Origin of the sequence: Pseudomonas sp. 1912-s (genome assembly GCF_029269205.1) — a bacterium.
GTDB lineage: Bacteria > Pseudomonadota > Gammaproteobacteria > Pseudomonadales > Pseudomonadaceae > Aquipseudomonas.
Genome location: NZ_JARIXR010000031.1, coordinates 1 through 26,685 on the forward strand (window position 1 = coordinate 1; position 26,685 = coordinate 26,685).

A 26,685-nucleotide genomic window follows, 5' to 3' on the forward strand; every position below is an offset into this window, starting at 1 on the left:
GATCTGCTTTTGATCTTGATCTTAGGCGCCCCGTTAAACCACGCTGGCCGAACGCAGGTAGTACGGAGCGGGTAAACCGGCAGGACGCCGGTTTAGCCGCGACGGGGCAGGGACGCCCCGTCGCGGCGGCCCGCGGAGTAATGCCGGAGTGAGGGCACACCGAGCCTAGGCGAGGTGCCGAGTGGTGGGGCAAGAGCCTTTTGGTTACTTTTGGCTGGGCCGGCATTCCGGCTCCTTTCAAAAGTGACCCGCTGTAAGAGCGGAACCCATCGAAGCCATCACCCAAATAACGGATATGTACCCAAACCCAAAATCACTCGTCGCTGCTGTGCACCACCACCAAAAGCTGCGCCTGAACCTCCCCCACCGACCGAATCCGGTGAGGTTTCTGCGCATTGAAATGCAGCGCATCCCCACGGTTCAACACCACCCGCTCGCTCATGAAATCCACCTCCACCTGGCCTTCATGCACAAACAAAAACTCTTCCCCCAAATGCTCCTTGAAGGTCTTGTCAGTGAACTCCGCCGGCGGATAAATGATGAACGGCAGCAGGCTGCGCTCACTGACCTGATGGGCCAGCACCGCATACCCCGGTGACGCATCGGTGCCCGACAAGGCCTGCCGCTCATGGCTGCGCACCAGGCTGTAGCTGTCCAGGCTGACGTTGTCTTCGCTGAACAGCTCTTCGACCTTCACGTTCAACGCCTTGGCCAGTTTCAGCGCCGCCGCAATCGACGGCGTATTCAGCCCGCGCTCGACTTTCGACAGGTAACTCTTGGTCATCCCGGATTTTTCCGCGAGCGACTCCAGGGTCACGCCAAGTTTTTTTCTCAGTATTTTCAAACGGATAGACATGTGCAGCGGTTAATCCATTAAAGAGGCGATGATGAATGCTTGCCAATGACACTTTGTGTCATATAGTCTCTTTCGTGTCATTTGCGACGAACAAGGACACTGATATGGCCAAGACATTAGCACTCCCGAAAGACCAACTGGTCAAGCAAGCACTGACCCAGATGCAAAGCACCCTGGCGGATAATACGTGGACCGACCGGCAAAAGCTGGCGCTCACCTGCCGGATCCTGTTCGAAAACGGCCACGACTCCGGCCTCGCCGGGCAGATCACCGCACGCGGCCCGACACCGGGCACTTATTACACCCAGCAACTGGGCCTGGGTTTCGATGAAATCACCGCCAGCAACCTGTTGCTGGTCAACGAAGACCTGGAGGTGTTGGAAGGCCATGGCATGCCCAACCCGGCGAACCGTTTTCACAGCTGGGTGTACCGCGGTCGCCCGGACGTGAACTGCATCATCCACACTCACCCGACTCACATCGCGGCGTTGTCGATGCTCGAAGTGCCGCTGCAGGTGTCCCACATGGACCTGTGCCCGCTGTACGAAGACTGCGCCTTCCTGGAAGCCTGGCCCGGTGTGCCAGTGGGCAACGAAGAAGGCGAAATCATCACCGCCGCCCTGGACGACAAGCGCGCCATCCTGCTGTCCCACCACGGTCAATTGTCCACCGGGGCGAGCATCGAGGAAGCCTGTGTCATCGCGCAGTTGATTGAGCGCGCGGCGAAATTGCAGCTGCTGGCGATGGCCGCCGGCACGATCAAGCCGATCCTGCCGGAGCTGGGACGCGAAGCCCATGACTGGATTTCCAAGCCAAAGCGCCATGGCGCCGCGTTCAACTACTACGCTCGGCAGAACCTGCGTCAACACGCCGATTGCCTGAACTGAACCCCTTTTTCGACCGGAGACTTTTCCATGTCCAGCCCTTCTATTCACGGCATTATCGGCTACACCATCACCCCGTTCAGTGCAGACGGCCAGCACCTTGACCTGGACGCCCTCGGGCGCTCCATCGACCGCTTGATCGACAGCGGCGTGCACGCCATCGCACCGTTGGGCAGCACCGGCGAAGGCGCCTACCTCAGCGATGCGGAGTGGGACGACGTCGCCGTCTACAGCCTCCAGAAGGTCGGCAAGCGCGTGCCGACCATCGTCAGCGTCTCCGACCTGACCACCGCCAAGGCCGTGCGCCGCGCGCGGTTTGCCGAAAGCCACGGTGCGGACGTGGTGATGGTATTGCCAGCCTCGTACTGGAAACTCAGCGAGGCGGAAATCCTCGCCCACTATGCGGCCATCGGTGACAGCATCAGCGTGCCGATCATGCTCTACAACAACCCGGCCACCAGCGGTACAGACCTGTCGGTGGACTTGATCCTGCGCATCGTCGAAAGCGTCGACAACGTGACCATGGTCAAGGAAAGCACCGGGGATATTCAGCGCATGCACCAGCTGTATCGGCGCAGCGAGGGCCAGTTGCCGTTCTACAACGGTTGCAATCCGCTGGCACTGGAAGCGTTTGCGGCGGGCGCGAAGGGTTGGTGCACGGCAGCGCCAAACCTGATTCCACAGCTCAATCTGGATCTGTATGGAGCCGTTTTGGCCAATGACCTGGAGAAAGCGCGGGAGCTGTTTTATCGCCAGTTGCCGTTGCTGGACTTCATCCTCAAAGGCGGCTTGCCGGCGACGATCAAGGCCGGTTTGCGGCTCACTGGGCTGGAGTGCGGGGACCCACGCTTGCCGGTGTTCCCGCTGGGTGAGGCTGGCCGGGTTCAGCTTCAAGAGCTACTGACCACATTGCGGTGAACCCCCTGTAGGAGCTGGCTTGCCTGCGATGGCATCACCTCGGTATTTCTGACAAACCGAGGTGCCTGCATCGCAGGCAAGCCTGCTCCCACACTGATGCGTGTATTTCGATAGAGACAAATGACAATAATTCTCGATATCATTCGCGACTTTTCTACGTCGTGCTTCGTCAAGAAGGATATCCATGTCTCGTCCCAAGCCCGACCCGTTGTCGGCCGATGCCTTTCGCGGGTTTTATGCAGATATCCTGCATTTCCTGCGCAAACGCACGGACAACGCCAGCGACGCGGCAGACATGACCCAGGATGTCTTCACCCAATGGCTGGACTACCGCGACCGGGCTGAGGTCGAGCAGCCACGGGCGTTTCTGTTCCAGATGGCGCGCAACCTGCTGCGCGATCACTGGCGCAAACAGAAGGTGCGGCACACCGTCCACCAGCAACAGGCCGAACTGGATGCCGAGTCTGTCAGCGACCCGCGAGACGATCCCATGGCCGCCGCGCAACGCCTGCAACGCCTGGAACAGTTGAAAGAAGTCCTCGCTGAACTCTCGCCCAGAAGGCGAGAAGCCCTTATGCTGCACCGCTTCGAAGGCCTGAGCCAGGCCCAGATCGCCGAGCGCATGGGAGTTTCGGTCAGCATGGTGGAAAAGCACATCGCCTTTGCCCTGCTGCATTGCAAGCAGCGACTTCAACAAGAACACGGCAAGGAGCAGCCAGAATGAACCGCCTGAGCGACATCGACACCTGTGACATCGAGGCCAGCGACTCGATCGATGCCCAGGCCGCCAGCTGGTTTGCGCGCAACCGCAATGACACGGCGCGCGCCGACCGCAAGGCGTTTGCCGCCTGGCAGTCCGAGCCGGCCCATGCCCGCGCCTATGCCGAGTTCGAACAGCTGTGGGCTGACCTTGCCCAGTTGCAGCAACTGAACAAACCGACACCGCCGCCCGTACGCAAGACACCCGTGTGGCGCCCCGCCCTGGCGGTGGCTGCCGCGTTGGTGTGTGCCGTACTGGCAAGCAACATCGGCGCCCCGCGTGAGCTGTTCCACACCCAGGTCGCGGCCCATGCCAAAGGCATGCGCACCCTGCATCTGCCCGACGGCAGCACGCTGTACGTCAACGCCAACACGCGCTTGCGGGTCGACTTCAACAGTCACCAGCGCATCGTGCACCTGGATCAGGGCCAGTTGTATATCGAGGTGGCCGCCGACAAGGAACGGCCGCTGTTCGTGCAGGCCGGCGAAGCCAATGTGCGGGTGGTAGGCACCGGCTTCGACGTGCGGCGCAGCAAGCAGCAGCTGGTGGTCAGTGTGGCCCACGGCCAAGTGGCGTTCGACGCCGATGCCAAGGTGCCCGCCCTGTTGCTCGGCGCCCAGCAGCGCGCCACGTTCAGCTATGCCAAGGGCACCTTGCAGCAGCAAACCCTCACCGCCGGCGAGGTCGCCGATTGGCGCGGCGGGCATGTGTCGTTTCGTAATCGCGAGCTGGCCAGTTTGATGGACGAGTTGAGCCTGTACCGGCCCCAGGCGCCGTTGCTGGTGGACAGCGCGGTGGCGCAGTTGAAGGTCTCGGGCAACCTGGATGTGAATGATCCAGACGCTCTGCTCAACGCGCTGCCGGCCCTGTTGCCGGTGAAAACCGTGGCGTTGGCAGACGGCAATATCCGGATCGAACCGCGCAAATAACCTCGCGAAATTCTTGTTTGAGAATATTTTGCATTCGCATGTGAGGATTATTTTTCCTGCCGCGTCTTCCTCGGGTCTGCGTTTGATACGCACACCTTTTTGGCCATTTGGCTACTCCGGGGGATTTCATGTTTCGCGCGCCTTGCCACGTTCAGCACCTGTTTATTCGACCCACCGCCATTGCCGCCTGCCTGGCCTTCAGCCTGAGTGCCCAGGCCGAGTCGTTCAAGCTGCAACTGCCGGCCCAGTCCCTGGCCACGTCCCTGAGCCAGGTGGCGCAGCAAGCGAAAATCCAGCTGCTGTTCGATGAAACGCTGCTGAAAAATGTCCAGGCGCCGGCCCTCAACGGCGACTTCACACCGGAAGTGGCGATTCGCACCCTGCTCAAGGACGGCGAGTTCGTGTTGCTCAAGGTCGGCAGCACCTACGTGGTACGGCCCGAAGAAGGCAAGACCACCAACAGCAGCGCGATTCAGCTGGAAGCCCTGAGCGTGATCGGCACCGGCAACGAGGTCGACTCCACCACCGTCGGCCGCTCCACCCTGAGCCAGGCCGACATCGACCGTTACCAGTCCAATAACATCCCCAGCCTGCTGCAAACCTTGCCCGGCATCAGCCAGGGCGGCTCGCTGAAGCCCGGCGGCCAGACCATCAATATCCGCGGTTTCGGCGATGCCGAAGACGTGCCGCTGACCGTCGATGGCGCCACCAAAAGCGGGTTTGAGCGTTACCAGCAAGGCACCGTGTTTATCGAGCCCGAACTGATCAAGAGCATCGAAGTGGAGAAAGGCCCCAACTCGCCCTTCAGCGGCAACGGCGGCTTTGGCGGTACGGTCAACATGACCACCAAGGATGCCCCGGACCTGCTCAAGGACGGGCGCAACAGCGGCGCCATGCTCAAGTACGGCTACTCCAGCAACGACCATGAGCAGGTCTACAGCAGCGCAGTTTACGGGCGTACCGACGACGGGCGCTTCGACGCCCTCGCCTACCTGACCCAGCGCGACGGCGGCGACATGAAGCTGGCCGCCACCCTGCCCAACGACAACAACCAGTACCCGATCAACCCCAAGCGCCTGCCCAACAGCGCGCAGAATGTGGACGGCAAACTGTTCAAGGTGAACGCCCACTTCACCGACGAGCACAGCCTGGGCCTGTCGTATTCACGCTCCAACAGCCAGCGCTGGACGCCCTTCTCCGCCGCCAGCTACCCGACGCCGCCCACCCAGGCCAACATCGACCGCTATGGCTACGAAGCCGCGCTGAAGCGCTTCCTGGCCAACCGCAACACCGTCGACACCACCTGGAGCAGCAAGTACGAATACCAGCCGATGAATAACCCGCTGGTGGACTTGACCATCAAGTATTCCGAGTCCAACACCGACCAGACCGACGAGCGTGACGCCACAGCGTTTTTCCAACTGGCCACCGGCGGGCGCAAGATGGACACCTCCTACAACGACAAGAACCTCGACGTACGCAACGTCAGCCTGTTTTCAACCGGCCAGTTGCAGCACGCGGTGACCACCGGGGTGCAGATCCGCAAGCACACCCGGGAAACCGAAATGTGGATGCCCGGCGCCACCTACAACACCCCCAAATACAACTACGGGCACTTCCAGCCGGGCTTCATGCCCCATGGCAAGGTCGACACCAACAGTTTCTTTATCCAGGACGCGGTGACGCTGGGCGATGTCACCATTACCCCGTCGATGCGCTATGACCATGTGCGCAACCGCGGCGAAGCCAACGACGCGCCGTACTACAGCAGTCCGGACCCGGCCATCGGCCACGACTACAGCGACCGTACCTACACCGGTTGGTCGCCCCGCCTCGCGGCGTACTGGACCATCACCCCGAACGTGGCGATGTTTGCCAACTGGAGCCGCACCTGGCGCGCCCCGGTAATCGACGAGCAGTATGAAGTGCAGGGCCTGGGCAGCCGCACCGCCACCAGCCTCGACCTGGACCCGGAGCGCATCACCTCGATCACCCTGGGCAACGTCACGAGCTTCGCCGACGTGTTCACCCACGGCGACAACCTGCAACTGCGTACCACGTTGTTCCACAACAAGGTCGAGGACGAGATCTTCAAGAACACGGGTGTGGGCTGCCAGAATCAGGCGGTCAACGGCGGGACGATTTCCAGCGCCTGCCCGCCGGGGGCGATGTCCAACTACCGCAACATCGGCGGCATGACCATCAAGGGTTTCGAGGCCGAGAGTTTCTATGACTCCACCTACGTGTTCGGCTCTGTGTCCTTCGCCTACACCACCGGCAAACACGAAGGTGCCTACACCAACCCATGGGGGCCGGACGTCTGGGCGCGGGATATTCCGCCGACCAAATGGGTGATCGTGCTCGGCACCAAGATCCCGAGCCTGGATGCGCAGGTGGGCTGGCAAGGGCAGTTCATCGGCGCCACCAGCCGTTTGCCGAGCGACAAGTACTCCGGCGGCCCGGGCACCAGCATCGGCGACCTGTTCTACGATCAGTACGGCAACAAGCGCTACAACACCCAGGGCCTGTTCGCCAGCTGGAAGCCGCAACAGGCTTATCTGAAGGGCACCGAGGTGAACTTCACCGTAGACAACCTGTTCAACAACAACTTCCGCCCGGCCCTGAGCGGCGACCGCGCCTATACCAAGGGCCGCGATGCCAAGATCAGCGTGACGCGGTTCTTCTGACCCTTCACCAGCATTCGGCTTGGAAACCCGATCAGTGTGGGAGCTGGCTTGCTGTGGCGAGCGGGCTTGCCCCGCGTTGGGCTGCGAAGCAGCCCCATCAATCTGTGGTGAACCCGACGGGGGACAAGCCCCCTCACCACAGCAAGCCCGCTCCCACATTTAGATCTTCTGCGCGCCACCTCGTGTATTAACAAGGCTGAGCTCTGGCGCATGAACCCGCTGCCGGCTCAAATACCGCGTGCAACTCACCCGCAAGAACGAAGCGAAATTCACCACTTCGCCGCGATAATCCATCACCTCCTCATACAACTTGGCGATCAGTTGATTGGTGGTCATGCCATCCACCTCGGCGATTTCACTGAGGATGTCCCAGAACTGGTTTTCCAGGCGCACGGTGGTCACCACGCCACAGATGCGCAGGGAGCGCGAGCGGGACTCGTACAGAATCGGGTCGGCCTTGACGTACAGCTCGCACATGGCGATGACCTCCGGGTTACAGGGTAATTCTGGTGCCCAGCAGGCCGAGGAAACCCGCCAGCCAGCTTGGGTGCGCCGGCCACGCCGGGGCAGTTACCAGATTGCCTTGAACGTGGCTGTCGGTCACCGGGATATCGATGAACGTACCACCCGCCAATCGCACTTCAGGCCCGCACGCAGGATAGGCACTGCACTCACGGCCTTCCAGGATGCCGGCGGCCGCCAGCAGTTGCGCGCCGTGGCACACCGCAGCGATGGGCTTGCCAGCCCGGTCGAATGCCTTCACCAGTTGCAGGACTTTTTCGTTCAGGCGCAAGTACTCGGGGGCACGGCCACCGGGCACCAGCAGCGCGTCGTAGTCGGCGGCGTCGACCTTGGCGAAGTCGGCATTCAAGGCGAACAGGTGCCCGGGCTTTTCGCTGTAGGTCTGGTCGCCTTCGAAGTCGTGGATCGCCGTGCGCACGGTCTGGCCGGCGGTCTTGTCCGGGCACACGGCGTGCACGGTATGCCCCACCATCAACAGCGCCTGGAACGGCACCATCACTTCATAGTCTTCGACGTAATCGCCGACCAGCATCAGGATTTTTTTCGCGGCCATGGGACATTCCTCCGGTTGAACGGTTGGGCAGACAAGAGTAGCCAAGATAGACCTGTGCCGCCGGGCCGGGTAATGGCCCGCTACTACAACTGTACGGATAAATCCGCACCCAGCTGTAGGCCCGCGTTTTTCGGGCTTTGTGGCTAGATGAACGTCCACTTCCGGCCCATTCGACCCTGGTTCCTTCCATGAGCTCCCGCGAAAATACCGGCATGGCCCTCGGCCTGCTGGGCGTCATCATCTTCAGCCTTACCCTGCCCTTCACCCGTATCGTGGTGCAGGAAATCCATCCGCTGCTCAATGGCCTGGGCCGGGCGTTGTTTGCGGCGGTGCCGGCGGCGGCGTTGTTGCTGTGGCGCCGTGAGCGCTGGCCCACCTGGCGCCAGGTGCGCGGGCTGACGCTGGTGATTGCCGGGGTGATCCTGGGTTTCCCGGTGCTGTCGGCCTGGGCCATGCAAACCTTGCCGGCGTCCCATGGTGCACTGGTCAACGGCTTGCAGCCGCTGTGCGTGGCGCTGTATGCGGCGTGGCTGTCCCATGAGCGGCCGTCAAAAGCCTTCTGGGCCTGTGCGGCGCTGGGCAGCGCGCTGGTGCTGAGTTATGCGTTGATCACCGGGGCCGGCAGTATCCAGGCGGGCGACCTGTTGATGCTCGGCGCGATTGCCGTGGGCGGGCTGGGTTATGCCGAAGGCGGCCGGTTGGCCAAGGAGATGGGCGGCTGGCAGGTGATCTGCTGGGCGCTGGTGCTGTCGACGCCAGTGTTGATCGGGCCGGTGGCGTACCTGGCACTGCAACACCAAGGGCCGATTTCCATGCACACCTGGTGGGCGTTTGGTTATGTCTCGCTGTTTTCGCAGTTCCTGGGATTCTTTGCGTGGTACGCCGGGCTGGCCATGGGTGGCATCGCCCGGGTCAGCCAGATTCAGCTGCTGCAGATCTTTTTCACCATCGCGTTTTCGGCGCTGTTTTTTGGTGAGCACATCGAGCCGATTACCTGGCTGTTTGCCTGTGGGGTGATTGTGACGGTGATGTTGGGGCGCAAGACCAGTGTGAAACCTGCGCCAGCTCCCAAGGCCAGTACAGTCTAACTGTAGGAGCTGGCTTGCCTGCGATAGCATCACCCCGCTTTACCTGATACACCGAGGTGCCTGCATCGCAGGCAAGCCAGCTCCCACATTTTGGTCAGCGTCGTTCTCAGGCCAGGTAACCGTCCGCCCGCAGCAGGGTTTCCAGGCAGTGCTCGGTGATGGTGTAGAACGCCTTCAGCTCCTGGATTTTCACCAGCAACTGCGCCGGGTCTACCGGTTCGGCACGTTTCACCGCGAGGATCATCTTGTTCTTGTTGGTGTGTTCCAACGAGATGAACTCAAACACCTTGGTCTCGTAGCCACAGGCTTCGAGGAACAATGCCCGCAAGCTGTCGGTGACCATTTCCGCCTGCTGGCCCAGGTGCAGGCCGTATTGCAGCATCGGCTTGAGCAACGCCGGGCTCTGGATCTGCAGGCGAATCTGCTTATGGCAGCACGGCGAGCACATGATGATCGACGCGCCGGAGCGGATGCCGGTGTGAATCGCGTAGTCGGTGGCGATGTCGCAGGCATGCAGGGCAATCATCACGTCCAGTTCGCTGGGCGCGACGCTGCGCACATCACCGCACTTGAACACCAGCCCCGGGTGGTCCAGGCGGGCGGCGGCGTTGTTGCACAGGGTCACCATGTCTTCGCGCAATTCCACGCCGGTCACTTCGCCCTCGGCATTGAGGGTGTTGCGCAGGTAATCGTGGATGGCGAAGGTCAGGTAGCCCTTGCCCGAGCCAAAGTCCGCGACCCGCACCGGCTGGTCCAGCTTCAACGGTGACGTGGTCAGCGCATGGCTGAACACTTCGATGAACTTGTTGATCTGCTTCCACTTGCGCGACATCGCCGGGATCAGCTCATGCTTGGCGTTGGTCACGCCAAGGTCAGCAAGAAAGGGCCGCGTAAGGTCCAGGAAGCGATTCTTCTCGCGGTTGTGCTCCGCAGACGGCGCTTCCCGCAGTTGTTGCGGCTTGCTCTTGAACAGCGAGCTTTTGTTCTTCTTGCTGTATTCCAGCTGGGCTTCGTCGGTCACCGAGAGCAGGTGCGCGTTCTTGAACGACGCGGGCAACAGCTCGGCGATCGCCGCCACGCCGTCAGCCAGGGAGAAGTTCTTGGTGATGTCGCGGGTCTTGTAGCGGTAGACGAAGGACAGGCAAGGCTGATCCTTGACCGTCAGTTGCTTGATGATCAGCTTCTGCAGGTCAGGCTCGGTGCCGACGTACTTGGCCAGCACCAGCTTGATAAAGGCGTTTTGCTCAAGGCTCGCACTCAGCAGTTCGAGGAACTGCGCGTGATGATCCGGCGCGGGGCTGGCAGGTTTAGCGGTGGCAGACATGAACAAAAACGCCTCGGGCAGGGAATGCCGGGAATTTTACACTACTCCAACACCACCAACCGGTTCGGCAACTCATTCCGTGCGTGGGTCACCGGTACGTGCTCCTTGAGCAGCGCCCCACAGGCTTCAATGCAGCTGATAAACCCGGCCAACGTCTGGCCTTGCTTCACCTGGCGGGTGAAGTCCTTGACGATCACATCCCAACTGCTGTCATCCAGGCGACTGGAAATGCCCTTGTCCACCAGGATTTCCACATACCGCTCCGCCTCGCTGACAAAGATCAGCACTCCGGTACTGCCCAGCGTGTGGTGCAGGTGCTGCTCCAGGAACTGCCGGCGCGCCAGGTTGGACGCACGCCAATGCCGCACAGAACGCGGGATCAGCCGCGTGGTGACCCTGGGCAACCGGAACACCAGGCACAGCACGACAAACGTGCCCCATTGCGCCAGCAGCAAGGTGTACATGCTCAACCAGCCCGACACATAGTGAATGATCCCCGGCACCACCAGCGCCAGCAGGCTGGCCCACAACAGCGGGATGTAGGCGTAGTCGTCGGCGCGGGCCGCAAGCACGGTCACCAGTTCGGCGTCGGTCTGTTGCTCGACCCGGGCGATCGCCTCGGCGACCTGGCGTTGCTCGTGTTGACTCAGTAATGCCATGGTTGTTGATGCTCTCTAGTTATTGTCATTACCAGCCGCCCGAGGCGCCACCGCCGCCAAAACCACCGCCGCCGCCCCTGAAACCACCACCGCCACCGCCGCCTCCCCCGCCGCCACGGCCACTGCTGCTGAGAATCGCCAGCAGGATAGCGCCAACGGGCAGGCCCATGCGATTGCACAGCCACAACACCGCCAGCAGCAGGATAAACAGGCCGAAGGAAATACCGGGGTTTTGCGTGGCGAAGTTGGCCTCGGACACATGCGCCGGCACCGCCAGCGGATCGCCGCCCACCACCTGCAGCATCGCCGCCACACCGTCGCTGATGCCCTTGCTGTAGTTGCCCGCCTTGAACGCCGGGGCAATCACCTGGTTGATGATCACCCAGGACTGCGCGTCGGTGAGTACGCCTTCGAGGCCGTAACCCACTTCGATACGGATCTTGCGCTCATCCCGGGCGACGATCAGCAGGGCGCCGTTGTCCTTGCCCTTCTGGCCGATGCCCCAGGCGCGGCCCAGTTGATAACCGAAGTCTTCAATGGGCACGCCTTGCAGGTCCGGCACGGTGACCACCACGAGCTGGTCGCCGCTGGTCTGCTCCAACGCCTGCAATTGCTGGGTCAGCTGCGCGCGCACGGCCGGGTCGATCATCTGGGCGTTGTCGACCACCCGTCCGGTCAGGGCCGGGAAATTCAGGGCGGCCTGGGCAGTCAGGCTGAAGGCCAGCAGCACCGCCGCCAGCAGCCAAGCGCGCTTGCCCATCAGAATTTCACTTGCGGCGCTTTATCGGCATCGGCACTGGTGGCCTCGAAGTTGGCGCGGATCGGCAAGTCGCTGTACATCACGCTGTGCCACAGGCGGCCTGGGAAGGTGCGAATCTCGGTGTTGTAGGCCTGCACCGCCTGGATAAAGTCGCGGCGGGCCACGCTGATGCGGTTTTCGGTGCCTTCAAGCTGGGACTGCAGGGCCAGGAAGTTCTGGTTGGCCTTCAGGTCCGGGTAGCGCTCGGACACCACCATCAAGCGGCTGAGTGCACCGCTCAAGCCGTCCTGGGCTTGCTGGAACTGCTTGAGTTTTTCCGGGTTGTCGAGGGTGCTGGCGTCCACCTGGATCGAGGTGGCCTTGGCCCGCGCTTCGATCACGGCGGTCAGGGTGTCCTGTTCATGGGCGGCGTAGCCCTTCACCACTTCCACCAGGTTGGGGATCAGGTCGGCGCGCCGCTGGTACTGGTTCTGCACCTGGGCCCAGGCGGCCTTGGCCTGTTCGTCCAGGGTCGGGATCTTGTTGATGCCGCAACCGCTCAGCACGGTGCTCACCAGTATCAATGCCACGGCCTTCCAGCCCCAGCGGTAACCTTGTGCTGCTTGCATGGTGTTTCTCCTGCCAAACCTATGAAATATACCGACTGACGCGTTAGCTACGGGCTTAGGGCATAATCCGCCACCACCCACTGGATTGCATCGAGCCAATCAGCTAAAAGATGCCCAGCGCCAATAAGAGTTCAGAAGTGTGCTGCATTTATCTGAACAACACCCGAACAACAATAGACGCTCTCCGGTCCCGAGGCTGCGAGAAAGGATTTTCATGAAGAAGCTGTGTTTGCTGGGCCTTGTTGTCAGTTTGGCCACTCACTCCGTATTTGCCGAAACAAAGCCCGCAGTACTCAAGGACAAAGACGCCTTCGTCAGCGATCTGCTCAAGCAGATGACCCTCGATGAAAAGATCGGCCAATTGCGCCTGATCAGCATCGGCCCCGAAATGCCCCGTGAGCTGATCCGCAAGGAAATCGCCGCCGGTCGCATCGGCGGTACCTTCAACTCGATCACCCGCCCGGAAAACCGTCCGATGCAGGACGCGGCCATGCGCAGCCGGCTGAAGATCCCGATGTTCTTCGCCTATGACGTGATCCACGGCCACCGCACGATTTTCCCGATCAGCCTGGCCCTGGCCTCCAGCTGGGACATGGACGCCATTGGCCGCTCCGGGCGCATCGCTGCCCAGGAAGCCGCCGCCGACAGCCTCGACATTACCTTTGCACCGATGGTCGACATCTCCCGCGACCCGCGCTGGGGCCGTACCTCCGAAGGGTTTGGCGAAGACACCTACCTGACTTCGCGCATTGCCGAGGTGATGGTCAAGGCGTTCCAGGGCAGCAGCCCCGCCAAGGCCGACAGCATCATGGCCAGCGTCAAGCACTTCGCCCTGTATGGCGCGGTGGAAGGCGGTCGCGACTACAACGTCGTCGACATGAGCCCGGTCAAGATGTACCAGGACTACCTGCCGCCCTACCACGCGGCGATCAAGGCCGGTGCCGGCGGCGTGATGGTTGCGCTGAACTCGATCAACGGCGTGCCCGCCACGGCCAACACCTGGCTGATGAACGACCTGCTGCGCAAGGACTGGGGCTTCAAGGGCCTGGCCGTCAGCGACCATGGCGCGATCTTCGAGCTGATCAAGCACGGCGTGGCCAAGGACGGGCGTGAAGCCGCCAAGCTGGCGATCAAGGCCGGCATCGACATGAGCATGAACGACTCGCTCTACGGCAAGGAGTTGCCCGGCCTGCTGAAGTCCGGCGAGATCGAACAGAGCGACATCGACAACGCCGTGCGCGAAGTGCTCGGCGCCAAGTACGACATGGGCCTGTTCGCCGACCCGTACCTGCGCATCGGCAAGGCCGAGGATGACCCGGCCGACACTTACGCCGAAAGCCGCCTGCACCGCAGCGATGCCCGTGACGTAGCGCGCCGCAGCCTGGTGCTGCTGAAAAACCAGAACAACACCCTGCCACTGAAAAAGACCGCGACCATCGCCCTGGTCGGCCCGCTGGCCAAGGCGCCGATCGACATGATGGGCAGTTGGGCCGCTGCCGGCAAACCCGCGCAATCGGTGACCCTGCTGGACGGCCTGAACGCCGTGATCGGTGAAAAAGGCAAAGTGATCTACGCCCGTGGCGCCAACATCACCAACGACAAGAAAGTGGTCGATTACCTCAATTTCCTGAACTTCGATGCCCCGGAAGTGGTGGATGACACGCGCTCGTCCCAGGCGATGATCGATGAAGCGGTGAAAGCCGCCAAAGACGCCGACGTGGTCGTGGCGGCCGTGGGCGAGTCCCGTGGCATGTCCCACGAATCATCGAGCCGTACCGACCTGAACATCCCGCAAAGCCAGCGCGACCTGATCAAGGCGCTGAAAGCCACCGGCAAACCGCTGGTGCTGATCTTGATGAACGGTCGTCCGCTGTCGATTGTCGACGAGAACGAACAAGCTGACGCGATCCTGGAAACCTGGTTCGCCGGTACCGAAGGCGGCAACGCAATCGCAGACGTGCTGTTCGGCGACTACAACCCGTCGGGCAAGCTGCCCATCACCTTCCCGCGTTCGGTGGGGCAGATTCCGACCTACTACAACCACCTGAGCATTGGCCGGCCGTTCACCCCGGGCAAGCCGGGCAACTACACCTCGCAGTACTTCGATGACACCACCGGGCCGTTGTTTCCGTTTGGTTATGGCTTGAGTTACACCAGCTTCAGCCTGTCGGACATGGCGCTGTCGTCCACCACCCTGAACAAGACCGGCAAGCTCGACGCCACCGTGGTGGTGAAAAACACCGGCAAGGTCGATGGCGAGACCGTGGTGCAGCTGTACATCCAGGACGTGGCCGGCTCGATGATCCGCCCGGTGAAGGAATTGAAGAACTTCCAGAAGATCATGCTCAAGGCGGGCGAAGAGCGCGCGGTGCACTTCACCATCACCGAGGAAGACTTGAAGTTCTACAACACCCAGCTGAAATTCGCGGCTGAGCCGGGCGAGTTCAATGTGCAGATTGGGTTGGATTCCCAGGATGTGAAGCAGCAGAGCTTCGAACTGCTCTGATCTAAAGCTGTAAACGCGGTCAGTGTGGGAGCTGGCTTGTGTGGGAGCCGGGCTTGCCCGCGATTGCATCACCTCGGTGCATCTGAAGTACCGAGGTGTCTGCATCGCAGGCAAGCCAGCTCCCACACAAGCCAGCTCCCACATTTGTATTGGATGGTCTGGCTATCCGCGGCGGTCCAGCAGGTTGACCACCAACCGGTCAATCCACCCCCACACCCGCTGTTTCACCCGCCGCCACAAGGGCCGCGATTGCCACGCCTCCAGGCTCACCGCCTGGCTTTGGGCAAAGTCCCGCTCGAAACTCCCCGCCACCGCCAGCGTCAGCTCCGGGTCCAACGCTTCCAGATTTGCCTCCAGGTTGAAGCGCAAATTCCAGTGGTCGAAGTTGCACGAGCCGATGCTCACCCAATCGTCCACCAACACCATCTTCAGGTGCAGGAAGCACGGCTGATACTCGAAAATCTGCACCCCCGACTTGAGCAGGCGCGGGTAGTAACGGTGCCCGGCATACCGCACCGACGGGTGATCGGTGCGCGGCCCGGTCAGCAGCAAGCGCACATCCACCCCGCGCCCCGCCGCCCGGCGCAGGGCCCGGCGAACGCTCCAGGTCGGCAGGAAATACGGCGTGGCCAGCCAGATACGCCGGTGGCCGCTGTTCAGCGCGCGGATCAGCGATTGCAAAATATCCCGGTGCTGGCGGGCATCGGCGTAGGCCACACGCCCCAACCCCGGCCCGGTGGCCGGCACCTTGGGCAAGCGCGGCAGGCCAAAATGCGTGGCCGGTTTCCACGCCCGACGATCGTCGTTGGCCAGCCATTGGCGATCAAACAACGCCTGCCAATCCAGCACCAGCGGGCCGCGGATTTGCACCATCACTTCGTGCCAGTCGGCAGTGTCTTCCCCGGGCGTCCAGAATTCATCCGTCACACCCGTGCCGCCGACCACGGCGATGGTCTGGTCGATCAGCAACAGCTTGCGGTGGTCCCGATAGAGGTTGCGCATCCAGCGACGCCAGCTCAGGCGGTTGTAGAAACGCAGGTCCACCCCGGCCTCGACCAACCGCCGACGCAGGCCCAGGGTAAAGGCCAGACTGCCGTAGTCATCGAACAGGCAACGCACTCGCACGCCCCGCTCGGCGGCAGCGACCAACGCCTGAACCATCGCCTCGGCACACGCCCCTGCTTCCACCAGATACAGCTCCAGCGCAACCTGTTGCTCGGCCTGGGCGATGCCTTCCAGCATGCGCGGAAAGAAACTCGGACCGTCGATCATCAACTCGAAACGGTTGGCGCTGCGCCACGGGAACACTGCGCCGCTCATGTCAGCGCGCCGTGAAAATCAGTACCGCACCCACCGGTACCGACAGGCTGATCTGCGACAGCCCGGCGGCCTTGCGCAAAGCGGCTACGCCCGGCAGCAAATCGAAATCCTCGGCGTGCACCACCAACGGCTCCAGGGTCACCACTTGAAAGCGCCGGTCATCCAGGCGCGTGGCCAACAACTCGGCGCTATAGGTTTGGGTCTTGCCGTGCAACGTCACCGACAGCGGCAGGCGCAGCTCGTATTGCGCGCCGGGGGCCAGGTCGTTGATGGGTTGCAGGTTGATCTGCGCGTTGATCACGGCGTCGGGGAAGGACTTGATCTCGAACAGGTCATTGCGCATGCGCTCATCCCGCAGCGGGATGCCGCTGTTGATCGACTCCAGTTCGACTTCCAGCTGCGCCGCGCCCTTGCTGTCGACCTTGCCATGCAGCACCAGGAAGCGCTGCACTTCGGCGATATCAGTGTTTTTGGTGGTGACGAACGACAGGCGCGAGGACTCGTTGTCCAGGTACCAGTCGGCGTGGGCAGGCACGGTGGCAGCGGCCAGCAGCAGGAAGGCCATGGGTTTGAACAGGGGCATAAAGACTCGTGGGGCGAAAAACCTGCACGAACCTTAAGCGCAATGTAACGAGCGGCGCAAATCCAATGTGGGAGCTGGCTTGTGTGGGAGCTGTATTTCAGGCCAACGCCTGCTGCACATCGCGAATGGTCGACTCCAGGCTGGCCAGGTGCAGGCTCAGCACCCGCTCCACCGGCGCCTGATCCATCGGCCAATGCAGCGCCATGCTGCCCACCAATCGCCCGCTGGCCCGCACCGGCAAGGCCACGGCGCGAATCAGGAACGGCAGGCGCACCGGGTATTCCCAGTAGCCCTCGGTGCGCTGGCCAAACCCTTGGTGCTGGGACTGTTCACACGCCCGGTATTGGTCGTCTTCTGCCACCCGCTCACGACCGGCCAGGCGCTGCACTTCATCCGCCGACAATTGCGACAGGCACGCCTTGCCCATGGCCGAGTGAAACAGGCTAGCGTGCTGGCCGACGATCTGGCAGTTGTTCGGGTAGAGCTTGCGCAGCACCGTGGGGATCGCGCTTTCCATCACCTCCAGGCGTTCACCGTCGAAGCTCGACAGGTCCACCACCAGGCCGGTGCGCTCGCTGAGGTCCAGCAACCACGGCGCGGCGCTTTCCACCAGTTGACGCTTGAAACGTTGCTGGGTGTCGCCGAACAGCCGCCGGGCTCGCAGGCGGTAACGCCGGTCGCTCAGGCCGCGATAGATCCAGCCCTGCTCCTGCAAGGTCAGCAGCATCCGCGAGACGGTGGCCTTGGGCAGGCGGGTCAGGTAATGCAACTCTTCCAGCCCCAGCGCCTGGTGCTCGCCGAGCAATTCGATGATCGCCAGTGCCCGCCCCACTGAGCGTACGGTTCCCGTCTCGGCGTCGCTGCCCATGTGTCGATCTCCTTGAGGCCAATGGATGATCTGATTTCACAGCAAGATACAGGCCCGTCCCGGCTCAGCCGGTCGGGGCGAGGCACGCGGGCGGCCGTCGCTGCACCCAGCGGGTCAGTTGTTCGTGGGCGTACGCCAGCTGCAACACCGCCCTGTCCGCCTGGGCCGGGCCGATGATTTGCAGGCCCATGGGCAAGCCCTGGGGGTTGAAACCCACCGGCACACTCATGCTCGGCAGGCCGGCCAGTGTGGGACCGATCACCACCTCCATCCAGCGGTGATAGGTGTCCATCTCGCGCCCTGCGACAATGCGCGGCCAGGGTTGTTGTGCATCGAAAGGGAACACTTGGGCGGTGGGCAGCAACAGGAAATCGTAACGTTCGAACAGTTTGCCGAGGGCGCGGTACCAGTCACTGCGGTTGACCGAAGCCTGGTAGACATCGGCCGCGCTCAGTTGCAGACCGCCCTGCACTTCCCATTGCGCTTCGGGCTTGAGCAGCGCACGTTTTTGCGGGTCGGCGTAGGCTGCGCCGAGGGAGCCCTGGATCAGCCAATGGCGGTGCGTCAGCCAGGTCTGCCACAGACGTTCCAGGGAGAATTCCGGCTGGCAGTTTTCCACCTCGCAGCCCAGCGCCGCAAAGTCCTTGAGGGCCGACTCACACAGGCTCATCACGCCGTCTTCCATCGGCAGATAACCGTTGTAGTCCCCCAACCAGCCAAGCCGTGCGCCCTTGAAATCGCGCTGCAACGGCTCACCGAACACCGCCGGATCGTCCTTGAGCGACAGCGGCACCCGAGGGTCGTAGCCGGCCTGCACACTCAGCAGCCGCGCCACGTCCGCCACACTGCGGCCCATCGGGCCTTCGGTGCCCAGTTGCTGGATAAACAGTTCCGGCGCCGGCCCATAAGGCACACGGCCCAGGGAAGGGCGCAGGCCAAACACGTTATTGAACGCCGCCGGGTTACGCAGCGAGCCCATCATGTCGCTGCCATCGGCCACCGGCAGCATGCGCAGGGCCAACGCGACTGCCGCCCCGCCGCTGCTGCCACCGGCCACCAGGCGTGGGTCGTAGGCGTTGCCGGTGGTGCCGAACACGCTGTTGTAGGTCTGCGAACCCAGGCCGAACTCCGGCACGTTGCTCTTGCCGATGATGATCGCGCCGCTGTCCCGAACCCGCGCCACACTGATCGCATCGTATTGAGGCATGTGCTCGGCAAACAACGGCGAACCGAGGGTGGTGCGCAACCCCTTGGTGGCCGCCAGGTCCTTGATCGCCTGGGGCATGCCGTGCATCCAGCCACGGGATTGGCCCTGGTCCAGCTCCCGGTCGCGCTGCACCGCTTCGGCCAGCACCTCCTCATCGGAGCGCAGCGAGACCAGCGCATTCACCGCCGGGTTGAAGCGCTCGACCTGGGCCAGATACGCCTGCATCACTTCATGGCAGGACACCTGCCGCGCATGGATCGCCCGAGACAGTTCGATGGCATCCAGTTCAACAATACTCAAGGTTTCACCTCGCTGGAGAACGGCGCCGGTCGTTTCGCCCGTGGCGCCTCATGCATGCAGTAAGTGCCCAGCAGCGTCAGGACGCAAGCGAACAGCACATAAAACGCCGGAGCTACCGGTGTGCCCAGCACCTTGCTGAGCCAGGTGACGATCAGCGGCGCAAAACCGCCGAACACCATCACCGCCACGTTGTAGGCCACCGACACCCCGGTGGAGCGTACTTCGATGGGAAACTGCTCGGCCAGGGCCGTCGGCGCCGGGCCGAAAAACCCGCCGATGGCGGTGCACAGCATCACCTGCATCACCAGCAAACGCTCGATGGACGGTGCCGCCGCGACCCACACATACAGCGGGTACACCATCACGAAAAACGCCAAGGTGAACGCCATCAACACCGGGCGCCGCCCCAGCCGATCCGACAGCAGGCCGGACAGCGGAATCACCACGGTCATCAGCGCCACCGCGAACATCTGCACCATCAACACCTGGTCCAGCGGCAGGCCAAGATTCTTGTGGGCGAAGGTCGGCATGTTCACCAGCACCACGTAGAACGACACCGTCGCCCCGCAGGCCAGGCCCATCGACACGAGGATGCTGCGGCGGTGATCGCGGATCACCTCCATCAAGCTCGGCGCCGCACCTTTGGCCTGTTTGCGCGCCTCGATAAACTCCTCGGGATCTTCCATGTGCCGACGGATCCACAAGCCCACCGGGCCGATCAGCAAGCCGAAGATGAACGGCAGGCGCCAGCCCCACACTTCAAGGGTTTGCGGTTCGAAGAAGTGCGTCACCAACGCCACCATCGCCGCGCCGCCAAACACCGCCAGGCACTGCCCCACCAACTGCCAGGAACCGTACAGGCCCTTACGATGGGCCGGCGCGCTTTCCACCAGGAACGCCGTGGCGCTGGCATATTCGCCGCCCGTGGCAAAGCCCTGAAGCATGCGCGCAACCACGATCAGCATCGGCGCGCCCATGCCGATGGCGGCGTAGCTGGGAGCAAACGCGATCAGCGCGATGGAAATGGTCATCAGCCGGATGATCAACTGCATCGCGGCCTTGCGACCTTTGCGGTCCGAATACATGCCCAGCAGAATCCCGCCCACCGGGCGCATGAAGAAGCCGACGCCAAAGGTCGCCAAGGCCATCAGCAGCGAGGCGTATTCGTCCTCCGAGGGGAAAAACTGCCGGGCGATGATGCTGGCGAGAAAGCCGTAGACGATAAAGTCATACCATTCGAGCGCATTGCCGATCACGGCCGCCACCACCTGGCGGGTGCGCGATACACCTTGTTTTGTAGCCTGCATGGGAACACTCCATTCAACCTGTTGGGAAAGGGTCCAGCGGCAGAAAAAAGAGGTCGTCAGGCGGGCTTGAGCCAGCTCTCGGCCAGCGCGCCCCAGTAGGCGGCGCCGGTCAGCAGGATGTCGTCGTTGAAATCATAGGCGGGGTTGTGGACCATCGGCCGCGAAACGCCGTTGCCGATAAACAGGTAACTGCCGGGGCAGCGTTGCAGCATCCAGGCGAAGTCTTCGCTGCCCATCAGCTTGTGGGTGTTGCCGTCGACGGCATCTTCACCGAGCAAGGCGACACCGACCTGGCGGGCGAATTCGGTTTCTTCGGGATGATTGACCAGCACCGGATACGCCGGCCGATGTTCGATCTGCGCGGTGCACCCGAAACTCGCGGCCTGGGTCAGGATGATCGCCTTGACCCGCTCCAGCATCAGTTCACGCACACTTGCGTCCAGGGCGCGCAGGCTCAGGCGCAACAGCGCCTGCTGGGGAATCACGTTGGCCGCCTGGCCCGCTTGCAGGGCACCGACGGTGACTACGGCGGCTTCCTGGGCATTGATATTGCGCGCCACCACGGTCTGCAACGCCATGACCATACTGGCGGCAGCCACCAGCGGGTCCACCGTCAGGTGCGGCATGGAACCATGGCCGCCGACGCCTTCGAGGGTCACGGTGAGCAGGTCCTGGGAGGCCATCATCGGCCCCACCCGCAGCCCCAGATGGCCGGCAGGCAAGCCCGGCATGTTGTGCATGCCGAACAATGCATCGCAGGGAAAACGCTCCAGCAGGCCGTCGGCAAGCATGGCCTCGGCGCCGCCCTGGCCTTCTTCGGCAGGCTGGAAAATCAGGTTCAGGGTGCCGTCGAACTGACGGGTCGCGGCCAGGTAACGGGCGGCGCCCAGCAGCATGGTGGTGTGACCGTCGTGACCGCAGGCGTGCATGCAGCCGGCGTGTTGGCTGCTGTAGCTGGCGCCGGTGTTTTCGATGATCGGCAACGCGTCCATGTCGGCGCGGATGCCCAGCTTGCGTGAACTGCTGCCATTGCGCAGCACACCGACCACGCCGGTCTGGCCGATGCCGGTGTGCACTTCATAGCCCCAGTTTCGCAGGGAGTGCGCCACGAGGGCGGAGGTGCGGTTTTCTTCGAAGCCCAGTTCGGGGTGGGCGTGAATGTCCTGACGCACGGCGTGCAGGTCGCTGGCGACATCGCTCAGCCAATCCAGGATGTGCTGGTGTGGGCTCATGGTGATTCTCCTCGCAGGCGGGTGTTCCCGTTCTTTTTCGTTGCACACCGCCAGATAACCGCGATGCGCGCAGGAGGACAATCAAAGGTGGTTCCACCCTGTGGAACCTCAGGGCGTGAGGCGGCAGCCCTCGCGTTGGCCCAGCCACTGGGCACTGTGGGTGCGGCCCAGGCCGCTGGCGGTCACCGAGTGTTTTTCCGGGTTATCGGCGAAGGCGCTGATGGGCACGTATTGCTTCACATACCCCACGCAATAATCAGCGGGGTTGCCTTCCACGTACCGGCACGAGCAGTACTCCTTGGCGGTGTAGGCCGCGATGATGTCGGGGAAGGCTTGCAGGTTGACCCGCTCGTGCCAGGCCCAGCCGAGCAACGCGAGCAGCAGCAGAACCAACAGGCTGCTGAAGGGACGACGGCGGATCATGGTTGCACCGCCGCGAGGACGCGCTTGAGGAGTTCATTGTGCCGATAGCTGCCGTCGCGATCATCGCCGTAGCGCACGATCACCAGCTGTTTCTCAGGCATCACGTAGAGCGCCTGGCCCCAGTGACCCAGGGCCGCGAAGGTGTCGGCGGGCGCATCCGGCCAGGGTCTGGCGGCGCCTTGCACCTCGCGGTTGAGCCACCATTGGCCGCCCGGAACGGCTTCGTCCTGGCCCGGCTTGTACTTATCGAACGGCTGGCGGTTGAACGCGACCCACTCCTTGGGCAGCACCTGTTGATCGCCCCAGCGACCGTCGCGCTGCATCAACAGGCCGACGCGCGCCAGGTCGCGGGCGGTGAGGTAGGCGTATGAGGAGGCAACGAAGGTTTCGTCGGCGTCGCTTTCCCAGGTGGCGTTGCGGATGCCCAACGGCTGGAACAGTGCCGTCCACGGGTAGTCGACGTAGGCCTTGTGGCCGAGCATGCCCTTTAGGGTAGCGGACAGCAGGTTGCTGTCGCCGCTGGAATAACGGAACGCCTGGCCGGGGGCGCTGAAGGTGCCGATGTCGGCGGTGAACTCGGCCATGTCGTGGCGGCCGCGGGTGTAGAGCATGGCCACCACCGAGGATTTCAGCGGGGCGTATTCGTAGTCTTCCTGCCAGTCGAGGCCCGAGGCCCAGTGCAACAGGTCGGCCATTGTTACGCTGGGGTGTTGCTTCATCGGCGGGTAAAAGCGCGCGGCGGGGTCGGTGAGTTTGAAGCGGTTTTCGCCGAAGGCCACGCCGAGCACAGTGGCCATCAGGCTCTTGCTGATGGACCAGGTCAGGTGCGGGGTGCTCGCGGTGGTGGGCGCGGCGTAGCGTTCGTAGATGATTTGGCCGTCGCGGATGACCAGCAAGGCGTCGGTGCGGATGCCTTTGCGGGTGGTGTCGTCGCGGGGCGGGAAAGCGTAGTCATCCAGGGCCTGAGCGGCGGGACCGGTGAGTTGCTCGCCTTGGGTCCAGTCTTTGGACGGCCAGGTTTCGGCGTGGGCCGTCAGGGTGAACAGCAGCGCGGCGTAGAGCAGGCCTTTGAACATGGGCTTGGGACTCGGGCATTCAAGCCCGCGAGGCTAGCGGAGGGAAATGACGGTTTTGTTACGGGGCCTTGGGGGTGAGTACATATCCGTTTTTTTGGGCGTTGCTGACATGGGTTCCGCCCTTACGGCGGCTCACTTTTGAACAGCGCAAAAGTAAGCAAAACGCTCTTGCCCCACCACTCGGCACCTCGCTAAGGCTCGGTGTGCCCTCTCTCCGGTACTACTGCGCGGGCCGCCGCGACGGGGCGTCCCTGCCCCGTCGCGGCTAAACCGGCGTCCTGCCGGTTTACCCGCTCCGTACTACCTGCGTTCGGCCGGCGTGGTTTAACGGGGCGCCTAAGATCAAGATCAAAAGCAGATCAACAGCACAGCGGCCTACAGGCCGGCTTGAGTGGTGTGAAGCAAAGGCAACATCAAGATCAAAAGCTACAGCGGGCACGGTCAAATGTGGGAGCTGGCTTGCCTGCGATGGCATCGCCTCAGTGCATCTGAAAAACCGAGGTGCCTGCATCGCAGGCAAGCCAGCTCCCACAGAAAAGCAGCGCTGCATCAGTTTCAGATTTGGTTTTCGCTCTGGCTTTTGATCTGGCTTCTACCACTCAAGCCGGCCTGTAGGCCGCTGTGCTCTTGCTTTTGATCTCGATCTGACTGCCCCAATAAGCCCGAGGCCGAACGCAGGTGGTGCGGAGCGGGTAAACCGGCAGGACGCCGGTTTAGCCGCGCTGGGCCAAGGATGGCCCATCGCGGCGGCCCGCGGAGCAGCGCCGGAGTGAGGGAACACCGAGCCACAGCGAGGTGCCGACAGGCGGGGCAGAGCCCTTTGCTTACTTTGGGCTGGGCCGGCATTCCGGCTTTTCCAAAGTGAGTCGCTGTAAGAGCGAAACCATAAGCCGCCGTTACCTAAATAACGGATATGTACCCCGCGATCCCCAACCGAAACGCCTGTCATCTAAGCGTCACCGTAACTTCATGGAGATGACACCGGCCGTACATAGCCTGAGTTGGCACAAACAAGTCGACCGGCCGCAACCCTGGCCGGCACTCGGAGACTCGCCATGACTCAGATCGCCCGCATCAGCGACACCGGCAATGAACGCCGCCTGCAAGCCGAACGCCTGATCGGCGCCCAGGCTTTGCAGGAAGCCCAAGCCCTGCGGTTCAACGTGTTCAGCGGCGAATTCAACGCCAAGCTGAAAGGCGCGGAACTGGGCCTGGACATGGATGACTATGATGTTCACTGCAGCCACATCGGCGTGCGGGATTTGAACAGCGGTCGACTCGTCGCCACCACCCGTTTGCTCGACCACCAGGCCGCCAGCACCCTGGGCCGCTTCTACAGCGAAGAAGAATTCAGCCTCCACGGCCTGCTGCACCTCAAAGGCCCGATCCTGGAGATCGGCCGCACCTGCGTCGACCCGGCCTACCGCAACGGCGGCACCATCGCGGTGTTGTGGGGCGAATTGGCCGAAGTGCTCAACCAGGGCGGCTACAGCTACCTGATGGGCTGCGCGAGCATCCCGATGCACGACGGCGGCATCCAGGCCCATGCGATCATGCAGCGCCTGCGCGAACGCTACCTGTGCAACGAACACCTGCGGGCCGAGCCGAAGAAGCCGCTGCCGGCATTGGACCTGCCGTCCAACGTGATCGCAGAAATGCCGCCCCTGCTCAAGGCCTATATGCGCCTGGGGGCGAAGATTTGCGGCGAGCCGTGCTGGGACGAGGACTTCCAGGTGGCCGACGTGTTTATCCTGCTCAAACGCGACGAGCTGTGCCCGCGTTATGCCCGCCACTTCAAGGCAGCCATGTGATGAGCCGCCTTCGGGTGTACGGGCGGATCGCCCGCGTGCTGGTGGTGGTGGCCCTGGGTTTGAGCATGGCCAGTGTGTTTGGGGTGTTTGAGCGACTGGGCGTGGCCAACTCGATGGTGCGCCGGCAGCGCTGGTCGCGGTTTTTCATGGCACGGCTGACCAACGCCCTGCCCTTTCGCGTGACCGTTCACGGTGAGTTGCCACAGCAGTCGATGCTGTGGGTCAGCAACCACGTGTCATGGACCGATATCCCGTTGCTGGGGATGGTGGCGCCGATGTCGTTCCTGTCCAAGGCCGAGGTGCGTACCTGGCCCGTGGCGGGGTGGTTGGCAGCCAAGGCCGGCAGCCTGTTTATCCGCCGTGGTTCGGGTGACAGCCAGTTGATCCGCAAGCAGATGACCCGCCACCTGGAACAAAAACACCCGCTGTTGATGTTCCCCGAAGGCACCACCACCGATGGCCGAACGTTGCGTACATTCCACGGGCGGTTATTGGCCAGTGCGATTGATGCCGATGTGTCGCTGCAACCGGTGGCGATTCGTTACCTGCGCGATGGCAACATCGACCCGCTGGCTCCGTTTGTGGGCGACGATGATTTGCTCTCGCACCTGATGCGGTTGTTTGGCAATGACCAGGGCGATGTGGAAATCCATCTGCTCAAGCCGATTGCCTGCGCCGGGCAGGAACGTGCGGCGCTGGCGTTCCAGGCGCAGCAGGCGGTGCAGAAAGCGTTGTTCGGTGAAGTGGTGCAGCCGGCAGAACCGCGGCGTGCCGGAACTCCGGCCGCAGCCTAGATGTGCTGCGCGGCAAACACCTGCAACTGCGGGTAAAACACCCGGAAATCCTCGCTCAACGGCTCATACAGCGCGCGCAATTCCTGCATGGCATGGCCCAGTTCTTCGGGCCGTGTCAGGCGCCGGCCGATGCCCGTCAACACCTGCTCCATCACCGCGAACTCGCGGTATGAACCCAGCCAGTCATCCGCCGCCATATACGGCGCAATCTGCGCCAGCCGCCCCGGCAACGCCGGTTCTTCGGCGAGCACTCGATAAACCCGGGAGGTAAAACGCTCCAGCGGTTGATCGGCATACAACGCCCAATCCCGCGCCAGGCAGTGGTCGAAAAACACATCGAGGACGATCCCGGCGTAGCGGCGTCGGGTGAGGGTGAAGCGCGACAGGGCCTCCCCTATCAGCGGGTGGCTGTCGGTGTAGCGATCGATTGAGCGGTGCAACTGAATCGCCGACTCGATTTGCGGGCTGAACTGGCCTTGCAGGCGACCTTTAACGAAGTCGCCATACAGGCTGCCGAGCAATTGAGCAGGAAGTTGGCCGCCCAGGTGCAGATGTGCGAGATAATTCATGGCGCGCAGTCTAGCACTGCCGCCAACGTATCGTTATAACCCGATATACCGATTTAATCTGGTTTAAGACCAAAATCATATTGGTATATCGGGATATAACGATTTAAGGTTCGCCTCATCGCGATATAACGTTTTACAAAC

25 protein-coding genes are annotated in these 26,685 nt (G+C 62.5%); 9 read left to right on the plus strand and 16 right to left on the minus strand.

Annotation, left to right across the window (positions count from 1 at the left end; genetic code table 11):
* Positions 1-313: 313 nt before the first annotated feature.
* Positions 314-856: an XRE family transcriptional regulator gene (locus P3C29_RS27395; RefSeq protein WP_010176635.1), complete on the minus strand. Its 543-nt coding sequence runs from the start codon at positions 854-856 to the stop codon at positions 314-316.
* 104 nt (positions 857-960) lie between these two features.
* On the opposite strand from P3C29_RS27395, the gene P3C29_RS27400 reads away from it, so the two are divergent.
* The 5 genes from P3C29_RS27400 to P3C29_RS27420 all read left to right on the plus strand — a co-directional run bounded on the left by P3C29_RS27400 (position 961) and on the right by P3C29_RS27420 (position 7,034).
* The gene (locus P3C29_RS27400; protein WP_275965917.1) at positions 961-1,743 is read left to right on the plus strand and encodes an aldolase; all 783 of its coding nucleotides are present in this window, start codon (positions 961-963) and stop codon (positions 1,741-1,743) included.
* Between the two features lie 27 nt (positions 1,744-1,770).
* The gene (locus tag P3C29_RS27405; RefSeq protein ID WP_275965918.1) at positions 1,771-2,658 is read left to right on the plus strand and encodes a dihydrodipicolinate synthase family protein; all 888 of its coding nucleotides are present in this window, start codon (positions 1,771-1,773) and stop codon (positions 2,656-2,658) included.
* A gap of 184 nt (positions 2,659-2,842) precedes the next feature.
* A complete protein-coding gene (locus P3C29_RS27410) occupies positions 2,843-3,382 on the plus strand; it encodes an RNA polymerase sigma factor (RefSeq protein WP_275965919.1) in 540 nt (179 codons plus the stop codon).
* Positions 3,379-4,347, plus strand: coding sequence for a FecR domain-containing protein (locus tag P3C29_RS27415; RefSeq protein WP_275965920.1), 969 nt, complete (start codon positions 3,379-3,381; stop codon positions 4,345-4,347). Before P3C29_RS27410 ends, P3C29_RS27415 begins: the two co-directional genes overlap by 4 nt.
* Positions 4,348-4,475: 128 nt before the next feature.
* Positions 4,476-7,034: a TonB-dependent receptor gene (locus P3C29_RS27420; RefSeq protein WP_201121506.1), complete on the plus strand. Its 2,559-nt coding sequence runs from the start codon at positions 4,476-4,478 to the stop codon at positions 7,032-7,034.
* Between the two features lie 159 nt (positions 7,035-7,193).
* On the opposite strand, the gene P3C29_RS27425 is transcribed toward P3C29_RS27420, so the two are convergent.
* Together P3C29_RS27425 and P3C29_RS27430 are read right to left on the minus strand one after the other, a co-directional pair.
* Entirely contained in the window at positions 7,194-7,511 is a 318-nt protein-coding gene (locus P3C29_RS27425) for a ribbon-helix-helix domain-containing protein (RefSeq protein WP_169387283.1), read from the minus strand.
* Between the two features lie 16 nt (positions 7,512-7,527).
* Complete coding sequence (locus P3C29_RS27430; protein WP_201121507.1) at positions 7,528-8,109, minus strand: DJ-1/PfpI family protein; 582 nt, start codon at positions 8,107-8,109, stop codon at positions 7,528-7,530.
* 188 nt (positions 8,110-8,297) lie between these two features.
* On the opposite strand from P3C29_RS27430, the gene P3C29_RS27435 reads away from it, so the two are divergent.
* Positions 8,298-9,197, plus strand: a complete 900-nt coding sequence (locus P3C29_RS27435; protein ID WP_010176643.1) for a DMT family transporter — start codon at positions 8,298-8,300, stop codon at positions 9,195-9,197.
* A 106-nt stretch (positions 9,198-9,303) separates the two neighbouring features.
* Here the strand turns inward: P3C29_RS27435 and P3C29_RS27440 are convergent, their stop codons facing one another.
* The 4 genes from P3C29_RS27440 to P3C29_RS27455 are packed head-to-tail and all read right to left on the minus strand — an operon-like array spanning position 9,304 to position 12,548.
* On the minus strand, positions 9,304-10,521 hold the full coding sequence (locus P3C29_RS27440) for an SAM-dependent methyltransferase (RefSeq protein ID WP_201121508.1): 1,218 nt from the start codon (positions 10,519-10,521) through the stop codon (positions 9,304-9,306).
* A 41-nt stretch (positions 10,522-10,562) separates the two neighbouring features.
* Positions 10,563-11,180 (minus strand): TPM domain-containing protein, encoded by a 618-nt coding sequence (locus tag P3C29_RS27445; RefSeq protein WP_010176645.1) that lies wholly within the window; start codon positions 11,178-11,180, stop codon positions 10,563-10,565.
* Positions 11,181-11,208: 28 nt separating this feature from the next.
* Positions 11,209-11,940 (minus strand): TPM domain-containing protein, encoded by a 732-nt coding sequence (locus tag P3C29_RS27450; protein WP_201121509.1) that lies wholly within the window; start codon positions 11,938-11,940, stop codon positions 11,209-11,211.
* Positions 11,940-12,548 carry a LemA family protein gene (locus P3C29_RS27455; protein ID WP_010176647.1) on the minus strand — a complete coding sequence of 203 codons (609 nt, stop codon included), beginning with the start codon at positions 12,546-12,548 and terminating at the stop codon, positions 11,940-11,942. Before P3C29_RS27455 ends, P3C29_RS27450 begins: the two co-directional genes overlap by 1 nt.
* A 214-nt stretch (positions 12,549-12,762) precedes the next feature.
* On the opposite strand from P3C29_RS27455, the gene bglX reads away from it, so the two are divergent.
* Entirely contained in the window at positions 12,763-15,054 is a 2,292-nt protein-coding gene (gene bglX / locus P3C29_RS27460) for a beta-glucosidase BglX (protein WP_275965921.1), read from the plus strand.
* 162 nt (positions 15,055-15,216) lie between these two features.
* Here the strand turns inward: bglX and P3C29_RS27465 are convergent, their stop codons facing one another.
* The 8 genes from P3C29_RS27465 to P3C29_RS27500 form a co-directional block, all read right to left on the minus strand.
* Complete coding sequence (locus tag P3C29_RS27465; protein ID WP_275965922.1) at positions 15,217-16,374, minus strand: phosphatidylserine/phosphatidylglycerophosphate/cardiolipin synthase family protein; 1,158 nt, start codon at positions 16,372-16,374, stop codon at positions 15,217-15,219.
* A 1-nt stretch (position 16,375) separates the two neighbouring features.
* Positions 16,376-16,957 carry a YceI family protein gene (locus P3C29_RS27470; protein WP_010176650.1) on the minus strand — a complete coding sequence of 194 codons (582 nt, stop codon included), beginning with the start codon at positions 16,955-16,957 and terminating at the stop codon, positions 16,376-16,378.
* 97 nt (positions 16,958-17,054) lie between these two features.
* On the minus strand, positions 17,055-17,825 hold the full coding sequence (locus tag P3C29_RS27475) for a helix-turn-helix domain-containing protein (protein WP_275965923.1): 771 nt from the start codon (positions 17,823-17,825) through the stop codon (positions 17,055-17,057).
* Positions 17,826-17,889: 64 nt separating this feature from the next.
* Positions 17,890-19,332 (minus strand): amidase, encoded by a 1,443-nt coding sequence (locus P3C29_RS27480; protein WP_275965924.1) that lies wholly within the window; start codon positions 19,330-19,332, stop codon positions 17,890-17,892.
* Entirely contained in the window at positions 19,329-20,639 is a 1,311-nt protein-coding gene (locus P3C29_RS27485; RefSeq protein WP_169387278.1) for a citrate-proton symporter, read from the minus strand. Before P3C29_RS27485 ends, P3C29_RS27480 begins: the two co-directional genes overlap by 4 nt.
* Positions 20,640-20,695: 56 nt before the next feature.
* Positions 20,696-21,871 (minus strand): M20 aminoacylase family protein, encoded by a 1,176-nt coding sequence (locus tag P3C29_RS27490; RefSeq protein ID WP_201121514.1) that lies wholly within the window; start codon positions 21,869-21,871, stop codon positions 20,696-20,698.
* 108 nt (positions 21,872-21,979) lie between these two features.
* Positions 21,980-22,294, minus strand: a complete 315-nt coding sequence (locus P3C29_RS27495) for an amidase (protein WP_275965925.1) — start codon at positions 22,292-22,294, stop codon at positions 21,980-21,982.
* Positions 22,291-23,370, minus strand: a complete 1,080-nt coding sequence (locus P3C29_RS27500; protein WP_275965926.1) for a serine hydrolase — start codon at positions 23,368-23,370, stop codon at positions 22,291-22,293. The genes P3C29_RS27495 and P3C29_RS27500 overlap by 4 nt, the downstream gene beginning before the upstream one ends.
* Before the next feature lie 1,055 nt (positions 23,371-24,425).
* Between P3C29_RS27500 and olsB the strand changes: the two genes are divergently transcribed.
* Positions 24,426-25,181: an L-ornithine N(alpha)-acyltransferase gene (olsB, locus tag P3C29_RS27505; RefSeq protein WP_010176659.1), complete on the plus strand. Its 756-nt coding sequence runs from the start codon at positions 24,426-24,428 to the stop codon at positions 25,179-25,181.
* Positions 25,181-25,975 carry a lysophospholipid acyltransferase family protein gene (locus P3C29_RS27510; RefSeq protein WP_275965927.1) on the plus strand — a complete coding sequence of 265 codons (795 nt, stop codon included), beginning with the start codon at positions 25,181-25,183 and terminating at the stop codon, positions 25,973-25,975. The genes olsB and P3C29_RS27510 overlap by 1 nt, the downstream gene beginning before the upstream one ends.
* Here P3C29_RS27510 and P3C29_RS27515 read toward each other — a convergent pair.
* A complete protein-coding gene (locus P3C29_RS27515; RefSeq protein ID WP_010176661.1) occupies positions 25,972-26,544 on the minus strand; it encodes an ACP phosphodiesterase in 573 nt (190 codons plus the stop codon). The two genes, P3C29_RS27510 and P3C29_RS27515, sit on opposite strands and share 4 nt — an antisense overlap.
* Between the last annotated feature and the right edge of the window lie 141 nt (positions 26,545-26,685).